This window comes from Bradyrhizobium sp. USDA 3315 (genome assembly GCF_054056795.1).
Map to the genome: position 1 here is coordinate 7,076,801 of NZ_JBSRYP010000001.1, position 12,362 is coordinate 7,089,162.

Consider the following 12,362-nt stretch of genomic DNA (forward strand, 5'->3'; position numbering starts at 1 on the left):
GCGGCTGCAATCCCAAATCGCTCCAAGCATCCCACAATTTACGATTTGGCGAGCCGCGTACGCTTCGCGTTGAGCGCGGACGCAACACGGCTGACCGGCGGACGGCCGAGCAAGCCGGCCATCTCGTTGGTCGCGGCCAGCAGTCTGTCCATATCGATCCCGGTCTTCACGCCCATGCCCTCGAGCATGTAGGCGACGTCCTCGGTCGCGACGTTGCCGGTGGCGCCGGGGGCGTAGGGGCAGCCGCCGAGACCGCCGGCGGCGGCATCGATGACGCGGACGCCCTCCTCCATGCCGGCGTAGAGATTGGCGAGCGCCTGGCCGTAGGTGTCGTGGAAGTGCATCGCGAGGTTGCCGATCGGCAACTCAGAACCGACCGCACGCAGCATCCGTTTGGCCTTCAGCGGCGTGCCGACCCCGATGGTGTCGCCAAGCGAGATCTCGTAGCAGCCGAGATCCCACAGCGTCACCGCGAGGTCGGCGACCGCCTTCGGCTTGATCTCGCCGTCGAACGGACAGCCGAGCACACAGGAGATATAGCCACGCACCTTGACGCCGTCGGCCTTGGCGCGCGCCAGCACCGGCTTGAAGCGCTCGATCGATTCCGCGACCGAGCAATTGATATTGGCGCGCGAGAAGCCTTCGGAGGCCGCCGCGAACACCGAGACCACCTCGGCGCCGGCCGCGCGCGCGGCGTCATAGCCCTTCTCGTTCGGCACCAGCACGTGGAATTCGGCGCCCTTGATGTGGCTGACGCCGCGCAGCACCTGATCGGAGCTCGCCATCTGCGGGATCGCCTTCGGCGACACGAAGGCGCCGACCTCGACGGTATTGAGCCCGGCCGCCACCAGCGCCTCGACGAAGGCGATGCGCGCCTCGACGCTGACCGGCGTCTTCTCGTTCTGCAGGCCGTCGCGCGGCCCCATCTCGATGAGTTGGATCTGATCGCTCATGACGCGGCCGCAGGTTCGACTTCGGCAAGCTCGACGCCCTCGCCGACGATGTCGCCGACCTTGCATTTGAGCTTCTTCAGCACCCCGGCATAGGGCGCGCGCAGGGTCTGCTCCATCTTCATCACTTCGAGCGTCAGGATCGGGGCGCCCTTCTCCAAGCTCGCGCCCTCCTCGGCCAGCAGCGCGACCACGGTGCCCGGCAAGGGCGCCACGATCTTGTCCTCGCCGACCTGCTCCTCGCTCTCGCCGCCGAACGGATCGACCCAGTGCAGGTCGAAGCGGCCGTTGCGGGTGCGCAAGTAAAGCTCGTGGCCCTCGATGACCGAGGCAATACGCGACTTGAGGCCCTTGAGCGTCAGGTCAAAGCCGTCATCGCCGGCTGACGAGATGGCGAAGACGAGTTCGCGCCCGCCGACCGTGAGCGTCGACGGTCCGTTGCCATAGTGCAGCGTGATCGTCTGCGCGGGCCCATGGCCCTGCCGGAACGAAAACACCCGCTGCCGGCGGCCGACCGGCATCCAGCCGAACGCCTGCCAGGGCGAGTTGGCCTCGCGCTGCGCCGCCTTTTGCTCGTCGTTGACGATTGCGGCGACTGCCGCGCAGAGCTCGAACTCGCCGGCCGTGCCGGTACCCGATGTCAGGTTCTTTAGCTCGCGCTCGATGAAGCCGGTGTCGATCGCATTGGCTTGTGTGTCCGGATGCGTCACCAGCGCCGACAGGAACGGGATATTGGTGACGATGCCGCGGACATCGGTTTCCTGCAGCCCGCGATTGAGCTTGTCGATCGCGCCCTCGCGCGTTGGCGCCCAGGCGATCACCTTGGCGAGCATCGCGTCATAGTAAGGCGAGACGTTATCGCCACTGCGATAGCCGGCATCGATGCGCAGGCCGTCGCCTTCCGGCGGCGTCCGCCAGGTCTTGATGCGGCCGACCGAGGGCATGAAGTTCTTCTGCGGATTTTCGGCGTAAACGCGCGCCTCGATGGCATGCCCGTTCAGTTTGATCTCGTCCTGCTTCAGCGGCAGCGCCTCGCCGAAAGCGACGCGCAGCTGCCATTCAACGAGATCGACGCCGGTGATCAGCTCGGTGATGGGATGCTCGACCTGCAGGCGGGTGTTCATCTCGATGAAGAACACGTCCTTGCCGTCGGAGACGAACTCGATGGTGCCGGCGCCGATATAGTTGACCGCGCCGGCGGCCTTGCGGGCGGCCTCGCAAACCGTCTCGCGTTGCGCGGCGTTCAGCGTCGGCGACGGCGCCTCCTCGATCACCTTCTGGTGGCGGCGCTGCAGCGTGCATTCGCGCTCCCACAGCGAGAGCAGATTGCCGTGGCTGTCGCCGATGATCTGCACCTCGATGTGGCGCGGGTTCTGCACGTATTTCTCGATCAGCATGCGGTCGTCGCCGAACGCCGCCTTGGCCTCGCGCTTGGCGCTGGTGATCGCGGCCGTGAGCTCAGCCGCCGAATTGACCACACGCATGCCGCGGCCGCCGCCGCCGGCCGACGCCTTCACCAGCACCGGGAAGCCGATCCGGTTGGCGGCTTCTGCCAGCGTCGCCTCGTCCTGCGCCTCGCCGTGATAGCCCGGCACCAGCGGCACGCCGGCCTTCTCCATCAGCGCCTTCGAGCCGGACTTCGAGCCCATCGCCGTCATCATCTCGGCGGTCGGGCCGACGAACACCAGACCGGCCTCGAGGCAGGCCTGCGCGAACTCGGCATTTTCAGACAGGAAGCCGTAGCCGGGATGCACCGCCTCGGCGCCGGTCTCCTTGGCGGCGGCGATGACGCGCTCGATGCTGAGATAGCTGTCGCGCGCCCGGGCCGGACCGAGCAGCACCGCCTCGTCGGCGAGCGCGACATGCATCGCGCCGCGGTCGGCCTCGGAATAAACCGCGACGGTGCGCAGCCCCATGGCGCGCGCCGAGCGGATGACGCGGCAGGCGATCTCGCCGCGGTTGGCGATCAGAAGCGTGCGGAAACGCCGGGTGAGTTTTGAGCGGTCCATGATCAGATCCTGGGTCACATCCTGAACAGGCCGAATTTCGTTGGCTCGATCGGCGCGTTCGCCGCCGCCGACAGCCCAAGCCCGAGCACGAGGCGCGTATCGGCCGGATCGATCACGCCGTCATCCCACAGCCGCGCCGTGGCGTAATAGGGATTGCCCTGCTTCTCGTATTGCGCGCGGATCGGCTCGCGGAACTTGTCTTCCTCTTCCGCCGACCAGCTCTCGCCCTTGGCCTCGATGCCGTCGCGCCGCACCTGGCTCAGCACCATCGAGGCCTGCTCGCCGCCCATCACCGAGATGCGCGCATTCGGCCACAGCCAGAGGAAGCGCGGGCTGTAGGCGCGGCCGCACATGCCGTAATTGCCGGCGCCGTAGGAGCCGCCGATCACGACGGTGAATTTCGGCACGCCGGCGGTGGCGACCGCCGTCACCAGCTTGGCGCCATCGCGCGCGATGCCGCCCGCCTCGTATTTCTTGCCGACCATGAAGCCGGTGATGTTCTGCAGGAACACCAGCGGAATGCCGCGCTGGCAGCACAGCTCGATGAAATGCGCGCCCTTCAGCGAGCTCTCGCTGAACAGGATGCCGTTGTTGGCGATGATGCCGACCGGATAGCCAAAGATATGGGCGAAGCCGCAGATCAGCGTGGTGCCGTAGAGCTTCTTGAACTCGTCGAATTCGGAGCCGTCGACGATCCGCGCGATGATGTCGTGCACGTCGAACGGTTTTCTGCCGTCGGCGGAGACCACGCCGTAGATCTCCTCGGCCGGAAACAGCGGATCCTGCGGGGAACGCATGTTGAGCTGTGCCTTCACCGGCTGCTTCAGAGTCGCCACGATGCGGCGCGCGATCCCGATCGCGTGGGCGTCGTTCTGCGCATAATGATCGGTCACGCCCGACTGGCGCGAGTGCACATCGGCGCCGCCGAGCTCTTCGGCGGTGACGACCTCGCCGGTCGCCGCCTTCACCAGCGGCGGACCACCGAGGAAGATCGTGCCTTGATTCCGCACGATGATGCTCTCGTCGGACATCGCCGGCACATAGGCGCCGCCAGCGGTGCAGGAGCCCATCACGATCGCGATCTGCGGGATGCCCTGCGACGACATCTGGGCCTGGTTGTAGAAGATGCGGCCGAAATGCCGCTCGTCGGGAAAGATCTCGTCCTGCAGCGGCAGGAAGGCGCCGCCGGAATCCACCATGTAGACGCAGGGCAGATTGTTCTGCCGCGCGATGTCCTGGGCGCGCAGATGCTTCTTCACCGTCATCGGGTAATAGGTGCCGCCCTTGATGGTGGCGTCGTTGGCGACGATGATGCACTCGCGCCCCGCGATGCGCCCGACGCCGGTGATGACGCTGGCGGAATGCACGTCACTGCCATAGAGCCCGTTGGCGGCGAGCGGCGACAACTCGAGGAACGCGGTGCCGGGATCGACCAGGAGATCGACACGATCGCGCGCCAGCATCTTGCCGCGCGAGGTGTGCCGCTTGCGCGAGGTCTCGCCGCCGCCGCCGGCCACCTGGTTGAGCTTGCCGCGGAGCTCCGCGACCAGGCCGCGCATCACCTCGGCGTTGCGGGCAAATTCAGAAGATGTGGGATCGATCGTCGAATGAAGCGGCATCGGTGTTGCACGTTTCGTTGGAGTATCGGTAGGGTTCAAGGTCAATTATCGTGCCGGGGCGAGCACAACTGCCACCACTGGTGCGGTGACAGCCCCTCTCCCCGCAAGCGCGGGGCGAGGGAGAAGACATCAGGCTGTCTTGGCGAACAGCTCGCGGCCGATCAGCATGCGGCGGATCTCGCTGGTGCCAGCGCCGATCTCGTAGAGTTTTGCGTCGCGCAGCAAGCGGCCGGTCGGATAGTCGTTGATGTAGCCGTTGCCGCCCAGCAGCTGGATCGCATCCAGCGCGCACTGGGTGGCTTTCTCCGCGGCGTAGAGGATGGCGCCGGCGGCGTCCTCGCGCGTGGTCTCGCCGCGATCGCAGGCCTTCGCCACCGCGTAAACATAGGCGCGCGAGGCGTTCATCGTGGTGTACATGTCGGCGACCTTGCCCTGCACCAGCTGGAACGAGCCGATCGGCTCGCCGAACTGCTTGCGCTCGTGCACGTAGGGCAGCACCACGTCCATACAGGCCTGCATGATGCCGATCGGCCCCGCCGCCAGCACCGCGCGCTCGTAGTCGAGACCACTCATCAGCACGTTGACGCCGCGGCCGACCTCGGAGAGCACGTTCTCCTCCGGCACCTCGCAATCCTCGAACACCAGTTCGCAGGTGTCGGAGCCGCGCATGCCGAGCTTGTCGAGCTTCTGCGCGGTGGAAAATCCCTTCATGCCCTTTTCGATGATGAAGGCGGTGATGCCGCGCGGGCCGGCGTTCGGATCGGTCTTGGCGTAGACCACCAGCGTATCGGCGACCGGGCCATTGGTGATCCACATCTTGTTGCCGTTGAGGACGAAGCGGTCGGCCTTCTTGTCGGCGCGCGTCTTCATCGAGACCACGTCCGAGCCCGCCGACGGCTCCGACATCGCGAGCGAGCCGACATGCTCGCCGGAGATCAGCTTCGGCAGGTATTTGCGCTTCTGCGCCTCATTGCCGTTGCGGCGGATCTGGTTGACGCAAAGGTTGGAATGGGCGCCGTAGGACAGGCCGACCGAGGCCGACGCCCGCGAGATCTCCTCGACCGCGATGCAGTGCTCGAGATAGCCGAGGCCCGAGCCGCCATACTCCTCCTCGACGGTGATGCCGTGCAGGCCGAGCGCGCCGATCCGGGGCCAGAGGTCGCGCGGAAACTGGTTGCTGCGGTCGATCTCGGCGGCGCGCGGCGCGATCTCGTTGGTCGAGAAATCATGCACCGTCTCGCGGATCGCATCCGCGGTCTCGCCAAGGTCGAAATTGAAGATTGCCGCCTGGTTCGAGGCCATGATCCCTCCCGTGAGATTCATCTTGCAATTAAACGATCATACGTTTTTTTCTTGGCTTCGCAAGCAATCGTGCTATGGTTTGCGGGCGAAATCCGCAGTTCATTGAATTCACTGGGATTTCATGCGATATACATACGGTCGTTCGCTTGTTTCCTGGTCCTCCCTGGCAAGCCAACACCCTCCGAGGCCCCGATGGCACGCACGATCGGCTCACACGGCCCCACCACGCTGGAGGCGATCCGCAAGGCCGGCGTGCGCCTGATCTTCGAGCACGGTTACGAGGCCATGAGCCTGCGCCAGCTCGCCGCCGAGGTCGGCATCCAGGCAGGCTCACTCTACAACCATATCTCAACCAAGCAGGACCTGCTGTTCGATCTGGTCCAGGACCATATCAACGATTTGCTGCGCGAGCTTGATCTTGCGCTCGAGGGCAAGGCCGATCCGGTCGAGAAGCTGCGCGCCTTTGTCGCGTTCCACGTCACCTACCACATGACCCGCAAGCGCGAGGTCTTCATCGCCAATTCCGAGCTGCGCAGCCTCGATGCGAAGAACTACGACGCGGTGGTGGCGCTGCGCGGCGCCTATGAGCAGCGGCTGGCGCAGATCCTCACCGACGGGGCGGCGGACGGCGCGTTCGAGGTGGTCGACATCCAGGTCGCGACCTTCGCGATCCTGGCGCTGCTCACCGGGCTGTGCACCTGGTACCGCCCCGGCGGCCGGCTGACCCGCGACGCCATCATCGCGGCGCATGAGAAGCTGGTGCTGTCGGGCGTCGCGCCGCGGGCTGCGATCGGCCAGGCGAGCCACGGCAGCGACAGCCGGCGCGCCGCCGTGGCGGGCTCGTGACCGTGACCGAGCGCCCACAGCTCGATGACATCGATCTGCGGATCCTGTCCGAGTTGCAGCGGGACGGCCGGATCAGGATCAACGAGCTCGCCGAACGGGTCGGCATCACCGCCCCGCCCTGCCTGCGCCGGGTTCGCGCCCTGCGCAGCCGCGGCGTGATCCAGGCGATCCGCGCCACGCTGGACGAGCGGCTGCTCGGCTATGAGGTGACGACCTTCGTGCTGATCCAGCTCGACAGCCAGACCCTGAGCGCGATCGAGGCGTTCGAGGCTGATGTGGCGGCCGTGCCGCGCTTCCTGCAATGCTGGCGGATCTCGGGCGATGCCGACTTCATGCTCCGATGCGTCGCGCCCAGCGTCGACGACATGCGCCAGCAGCTGCTGCAATTCGCCGGCCTGCCCAATGTGCGTAAGATCAGAAGCTTTCCGGTGCTCGGCGTCTCCAAGGACGCGCCGCTGCCGATCCCGGGCGCCCTCGCCGCGCCCGCGGCGAGCTGATCCGGGCGCCAGTCAGGACTTAGTGGGTCCAACCTTAGTGGGTCCAAGGCTCCCAACGGCGGAACGCGAAATTGTCGGCATAGGCGATCTGGCGGTGCGCCGAATCCTTCGGCTCGATCACCTGGTAGGCGATGCCCTTGCGCTCGCAATAGGCGACCGCCTCTTCCTTGGTCTCGAACTGCAGCGTCAGCTGCTGCTTCATGTCGGTGGACGAGGTCCAGCCCATCAAGGGCTCCACGGAGCGCGGCTGCTCCGGCTCGTAGTCCAGTTGCCACTCTTTGGTCTTGGCACGTCCCGATTGCATCGCGTTTTTGGCGGGCTTAAAAATGCGTGCGGTCATGGATGGTCGGCCCCGTGGGATGTGCGACATGGAAGCGATTTGAAGGAAACCACCGGGATAGTATAGAGACACCTATCAACGATCTGATCGGTGATTCCTCGATCTCGGAGGCAGCCTTCGCCGGACCGGTATAGTCATTCTACCGCGCTGTGACAATCTGGCCTCGGGAGGCTTCCCTTAGCAGTCCCCCGGGCCCGCGGCGCGATCTTCTCGACAAGCATCACCTCGAGGAAACGGCGCGCCATGGAAATCCACGCTACCCTGCCCGAAAAAGGACGCGACCTCCGGCTCGACCTGTTCCGCGGGGTCGCCAACTGGGCGATCTATCTCGATCACATCCCCGACAACGTCGTGAACTGGATCACGACGCGGAATTACGGCTTCAGCGACGCCGCGGACCTGTTCGTCTTCATCTCCGGCTACACCGCCTCCTTCGTCTATGCCCGCATGATGCTGGAACGCGGCTTCATCGTCGGCGCCACCCGGCTGACCAAGCGGGTCTGGCAGCTCTATGTCGCCCATATCATCCTGTTCGTGATCTACATCGCCTCGATCAGCTATCTGGCGCTGCGCTTCGGCGATTCCGAGATCATCAACGAGTTCAACGTCGCCGGCCTCGTCGACAACGCCACCGAGACGCTGCGCCAGGGCCTGTTCCTGAAATTCAAGCCGGTCAATCTCGACGTGCTGCCGCTCTATATCGTGCTGATGGGCCTGTTCCCCCCGGTGCTGTGGTTCATGCTGCGGCGGCCGAACTGGACCATGGCGGCCTCGCTCGTGCTGTGGCTGGTGTCGCGCCACCAGGGCTGGAACCTGCCGGCCTACCCGGCCGGCAGCTGGTATTTCAATCCGTTCGCCTGGCAGGTGCTGTTCGTGTTCGGCTCGTGGTGCGCGATGGGCGGCGCCCGCAACAACATGCGCATCATCAACTCGCGCTACACGCTGTGGTTTTGCATCGCCTATATGATCTTCGCGCTGATCATGACGATGGCCGGCCGCTTCCCGGACTTCGGCGCCATGTTCCCGGACTGGCTCTATTCGGCCTTCAACCCGAACGACAAGACCAACCTCGCGCCGTATCGCTTCCTGCACTTCGTGGTGATCACGGTGCTGGTGATCCGCTTCATCCCGAAGGACTGGGCGGCGCTGGAGTGGAAGGTGTTCGATCCCCTGATCGTCTGCGGCCAGCAGTCGCTGGCGGTGTTCTGCGTCGGCGTGTTCCTGTCCTTTGTCGGACATTTCGAGCTCTCGATGAGCTCGGGCTCGCTGTTCGCGCAGATCTTCGTCAGCATCTCCGGCATCGCGATCATGACGATCGTGGCCTATTACATCTCGTGGTCGAAGCGGCAGGACAAGCCGGTCAAGCCGCCGGCGGCAAAACCCACGGCGCCGGCGAAGGCGGCGTAAGTCCCTTATTTTTGAGCAAGGCCGCGCAAACGCTTCGCGTTTGTCGCGGGGAAAACCGCTTCGCACTTTTCCGGGCCATGCTCTAGTGTCCTGAACCAAAAGTTCATGGCATTTTATGCCTTGGCGGGCAGATTGTAAGCGCAGAAGCGTTCGATTGAGCCGAGAATGTCGTCAGCTGATTTGGTCCATCGGAACGGCATTGGGTCAGCGTTGTGATGGTCGATGAAGGAGGCAATCTCGGCCCGTAGCGCCGCCACACTGCGATAGATGCCGCGCCTAATCTTACGCTCGGTGATGAGTGCAAAGAAGCGTTCGACCTGATTGAGCCAGGATGAACTGGTTGGCGTCAGGTGGACGTGCCAGCGCGGCCTCTTTGCCAGCCAGTTGCGGATCAACGGCGTCTTGTGGGTTGCGTAATTGTCCATGACGAGGTGGACGTCCAGATCGTCTGGAACCGCAGCTTCGATCTCATCGAGAAACTTGCGGAACTCTTTGGCACGATGGCGTCCATAGCATTTGCCAATGACCCGGCCGGTTGCGACGTCGAGGGCGGCAAACAGCGAGGTGACGCCATGGCGTTTGTAGTCGTGACTACGGCGCGCCGGCTGGCCTGGTCGCATGGGCAGCATGGGCTGGCTGCGATCCAGCGCCTGGATTTGCGACTTCTCATCGACACACAGTACGATGGCGCGCTCGGGCGGAGCTACGTAAAGGCCGACGATGTCGCGAACCTTGGCGACAAAGTCGGGGTCGGTTGAGAGCTTGAAGGTCTCCAACCGATGCGGCTGCAAGCCGAAAGCGCGCCATATACGCTGTACTGTTGAGACTGACAGCCCGCTGGCCCGCGCCATGCTGCGCGAACTCCAGTGGGTGGCCCCGGGAGGCTGGGTCTCAAGGGTGCGAACGATCACCGCCTCGATCCGGGCATCCTCAATCGTGCGTGGCGTCCCCGATCGCGGCTCGTCCCAAAGACCTTCAAGCCGATGCTCGGAGAACCGCCGCCGCCATTTGCCGACCGTGTCGGGATCGACAGCCAAACGGGCCGCCACGACCTTGCTCTGCTCGCCCTCAGCACAGGCCAGGACGATCCGAGCCCGCAGCGCCAACGCCTGAGCAGTGCTTCGACGCGACGCCAACGATGTCAACTCAGCACGTTCCACCTCATCAAGCTCCAGCGGAGCAAAGCGCCGACCCATCGCCAATCCTCCCCAAATCAGGAGAGTCCGCTATCATCGAGTCGATTTGGAGTCCGCCGAACTTTTGATTCAGGACACTAGAGCATTTTCGGTTCTGATTGAATCAGAACCGAAGCTCTAGATTCTTGTTTTGACGCGTTTTCTTCACGCGAACCGGTGCCCACTTCGCTCGAAAACGCTCTAGCCGCCGCGACTGGTGTCCTGCGTCGTCGAGGAGACGATGGTGGCGACGTCGCCGAACGTCGTCATCACAGGCGTGACCACCTTGTGCATGGCGGTCTTCGACACCAGCGTGTCATGCATCACGAGGTTGTCGATCCCGGTGGTGAGGAAGCAGCTCACCGCGTCCTGCGGCGTCTCGATGATCGGCTCGCCCTTGACGTTGAACGAGGTGTTGATCAGGACCGGCACGCCGGTCAGCGCCTCGAACTCCTTCAGCAGGCGATAGAGCATCGGGTTGGTCTCTTCCCGCACGCTCTGCACCCGCGCCGAACCGTCGACATGCACGATCGCCGGGATCTTGTCGCGCCATTCCGGCCGCACCGGCTTTGCGATCAGCATGTAGGGCGAGTCCTCCTCGCCTTCGAAGATCTCCTTCATGCGCTCGGCCAGCACGATCGGCGCGAACGGCCGGAATGCCTGGCGGTGCTTGACCCGGCTGTTGAGGATGTCCTTCATCTCGGCCTTGCGCGGATCGGCGATCAGGCTGCGGTTGCCGAGCGCGCGCGGACCGAACTCGGAACGGTCCTGAAACCAGCCGATCACGCGCTGGTCGGCGAGCAGCTTTGCGGTGTCGCGGCAGATATTGTCGCTGCGCTTCGCGTCGATCTGGATGCGCACCAGGAAGCTTTGCAGCGCGGCGGCCACCTCGGCCTCGCTGTAGCGCCGCCCGACATAGGCGTGGTCCATCACGAACGAGCGGCGCTGCTTGAGCACCTCGAGCCAGCCGTAATAGGCGCAACCGATGGCGATCCCGTCGTCGCCGGCGGCGGGCTGGATCCAGATGTTTTCGAAACCCGACTCGCGCGCGATGCGGCCGTTGGCCACGCAGTTCAGCGCGACGCCGCCGGCGATGCAGAGATTTTTCGCACCCGTGGTCTCGCGCAGCCAGCGCGCCCGCGCCAGCAGCACGTTCTCGGTGTCGTCCTGCACCCGCCAGGCGATGTCCTCCCAGTGCCGCATCGTCGGGCTTTTGTCCCAGCTGCCGCTGTCGAGCACGAAGGGCTGCTGGTTCTCGGCGCCCCAGAACGGCACGTGCAGCTTGCCGTCCTTCATCTCGAGCAGATGGCCGACCTGCTCATGGCGGCCATAGGGCGCCAGCCCCATCAACTCGCCGCACTTGTTCCAGTCGCCGAACACATAGGTCGAGACCCGGCTGTACAGCGCCCCCAGTCCCGGCATGTTGTAGAACTCGTCCGACAACAGCCCCCGTGCCGGCTCCATGAAGACCTTCTTCAGGCATTCGAGCCTGGTGTCGTCGAACCTGTAGTAGCTCTCGGACTCGCGGGCCAGCGGCGACGCCTCATCTTCGGAGCAGGACTCCATCGCGTCGGCCCGATAATTGCCGACGCCGTCGACGATCATCACGACGCCGTCCTTGAATGGGGACACCGCGAACGCGCTGTAGGCATGCGCGAGGTGGTGCGAGATCGACACCACCTTGTCGGATTTGGAACGAAACAGCGGGTGCTTGATTGCCTCGTTGCGTTCGGCGATCGGCAGGAAGCCCGGCATATCCTGGTGGAGCATCCGCTCCTCCATCTCGGGCACCGGCAGGATGTAGCTGTTGCGCACCACGAGATCGACGTCGTCGAGGGTGATGCCCTCGGCCGACAGGCAGTAGTCGACGACTTCCTTGTAGAAGCCGGAGGCGTGCTTCTCGCGGGTGATGCGCTCCTTGGAGATCGCGTAGGCGATCGCGCCGTCACGCAGCAGGCAGGCGCTGACGTCATGGTCGTAGACGTTGAGACCAAGGACGTAAGTGTGTTGTTTCGGCATGGGCACTCTTTGGAAGGATACAGCAACGCTGAGAGAACAGGATCGTGTCGACTTCAAGTTCTCGCCGGCATTTTCCGAGGTTCTCAAATCTCTGCTTCTGCGATGCACAAATCAAATCGGCGCAACGCAAGATGAACAGAATGAACGGCGGATGAACGACAAGATGAGCGCAGCAACGACAGTATCCTTTGCAGGCGG

General features: G+C 64.4%; 10 protein-coding genes. 3 read left to right on the plus strand and 7 right to left on the minus strand.

Annotated features, from left to right (window positions below; all coding sequences use genetic code 11):
* Positions 1-38: 38 nt before the first annotated feature.
* From ACVIYL_RS33230 to ACVIYL_RS33245, 4 genes are all read right to left on the minus strand, one after another.
* Positions 39-953, minus strand: a complete 915-nt coding sequence (locus tag ACVIYL_RS33230; protein ID WP_456780609.1) for a hydroxymethylglutaryl-CoA lyase — start codon at positions 951-953, stop codon at positions 39-41.
* Positions 950-2,959, minus strand: a complete 2,010-nt coding sequence (locus ACVIYL_RS33235) for an acetyl/propionyl/methylcrotonyl-CoA carboxylase subunit alpha (protein ID WP_253608713.1) — start codon at positions 2,957-2,959, stop codon at positions 950-952. The genes ACVIYL_RS33230 and ACVIYL_RS33235 overlap by 4 nt, the downstream gene beginning before the upstream one ends.
* Before the next feature lie 14 nt (positions 2,960-2,973).
* Positions 2,974-4,578 (minus strand): carboxyl transferase domain-containing protein, encoded by a 1,605-nt coding sequence (locus ACVIYL_RS33240; protein ID WP_253608714.1) that lies wholly within the window; start codon positions 4,576-4,578, stop codon positions 2,974-2,976.
* 129 nt (positions 4,579-4,707) lie between these two features.
* Positions 4,708-5,880 carry an isovaleryl-CoA dehydrogenase gene (locus ACVIYL_RS33245; protein WP_456780610.1) on the minus strand — a complete coding sequence of 391 codons (1,173 nt, stop codon included), beginning with the start codon at positions 5,878-5,880 and terminating at the stop codon, positions 4,708-4,710.
* A 192-nt stretch (positions 5,881-6,072) separates the two neighbouring features.
* On the opposite strand from ACVIYL_RS33245, the gene ACVIYL_RS33250 reads away from it, so the two are divergent.
* Both ACVIYL_RS33250 and ACVIYL_RS33255 read left to right on the plus strand, forming a co-directional pair.
* Positions 6,073-6,726 (plus strand): TetR/AcrR family transcriptional regulator, encoded by a 654-nt coding sequence (locus ACVIYL_RS33250; RefSeq protein ID WP_253608716.1) that lies wholly within the window; start codon positions 6,073-6,075, stop codon positions 6,724-6,726.
* Between the two features lie 2 nt (positions 6,727-6,728).
* The gene (locus tag ACVIYL_RS33255) at positions 6,729-7,223 is read left to right on the plus strand and encodes an Lrp/AsnC family transcriptional regulator (RefSeq protein ID WP_028332152.1); all 495 of its coding nucleotides are present in this window, start codon (positions 6,729-6,731) and stop codon (positions 7,221-7,223) included.
* A 34-nt stretch (positions 7,224-7,257) separates the two neighbouring features.
* On the opposite strand, the gene ACVIYL_RS33260 is transcribed toward ACVIYL_RS33255, so the two are convergent.
* A complete protein-coding gene (locus ACVIYL_RS33260; RefSeq protein WP_016846428.1) occupies positions 7,258-7,563 on the minus strand; it encodes an ETC complex I subunit in 306 nt (101 codons plus the stop codon).
* Positions 7,564-7,806: 243 nt separating this feature from the next.
* On the opposite strand from ACVIYL_RS33260, the gene ACVIYL_RS33265 reads away from it, so the two are divergent.
* Positions 7,807-8,970 (plus strand): OpgC domain-containing protein, encoded by a 1,164-nt coding sequence (locus ACVIYL_RS33265; protein ID WP_050384313.1) that lies wholly within the window; start codon positions 7,807-7,809, stop codon positions 8,968-8,970.
* A gap of 113 nt (positions 8,971-9,083) precedes the next feature.
* Here ACVIYL_RS33265 and ACVIYL_RS33270 read toward each other — a convergent pair whose 3' ends face one another.
* Both ACVIYL_RS33270 and ACVIYL_RS33275 read right to left on the minus strand, forming a co-directional pair.
* Positions 9,084-10,166: an IS630 family transposase gene (locus ACVIYL_RS33270; RefSeq protein WP_253604297.1), complete on the minus strand. Its 1,083-nt coding sequence runs from the start codon at positions 10,164-10,166 to the stop codon at positions 9,084-9,086.
* Between the two features lie 180 nt (positions 10,167-10,346).
* The gene (locus ACVIYL_RS33275) at positions 10,347-12,164 is read right to left on the minus strand and encodes a carbamoyltransferase family protein (RefSeq protein ID WP_253608719.1); all 1,818 of its coding nucleotides are present in this window, start codon (positions 12,162-12,164) and stop codon (positions 10,347-10,349) included.
* Positions 12,165-12,362 lie beyond the last annotated feature (198 nt).

Bases quoted from the DNA above. Each gene is read 5' to 3' on its own strand.
- ACVIYL_RS33230 (WP_456780609.1), bottom strand. From the start codon at position 953: ATGAGCGATCAGATCCAACTCATCGAGATGGGGCCGCGCGACGGCCTG.
- ACVIYL_RS33235 (WP_253608713.1), bottom strand. From the start codon at position 2,959: ATGGACCGCTCAAAACTCACCCGGCGTTTCCGCACGCTTCTGATCGCC.
- ACVIYL_RS33240 (WP_253608714.1), bottom strand. From the start codon at position 4,578: ATGCCGCTTCATTCGACGATCGATCCCACATCTTCTGAATTTGCCCGC.
- ACVIYL_RS33245 (WP_456780610.1), bottom strand. From the start codon at position 5,880: ATGGCCTCGAACCAGGCGGCAATCTTCAATTTCGACCTTGGCGAGACC.
- ACVIYL_RS33250 (WP_253608716.1), top strand. From the start codon at position 6,073: ATGGCACGCACGATCGGCTCACACGGCCCCACCACGCTGGAGGCGATC.
- ACVIYL_RS33260 (WP_016846428.1), bottom strand. From the start codon at position 7,563: ATGACCGCACGCATTTTTAAGCCCGCCAAAAACGCGATGCAATCGGGA.
- ACVIYL_RS33265 (WP_050384313.1), top strand. From the start codon at position 7,807: ATGGAAATCCACGCTACCCTGCCCGAAAAAGGACGCGACCTCCGGCTC.
- ACVIYL_RS33270 (WP_253604297.1), bottom strand. From the start codon at position 10,166: ATGGGTCGGCGCTTTGCTCCGCTGGAGCTTGATGAGGTGGAACGTGCT.
- ACVIYL_RS33275 (WP_253608719.1), bottom strand. From the start codon at position 12,164: ATGCCGAAACAACACACTTACGTCCTTGGTCTCAACGTCTACGACCAT.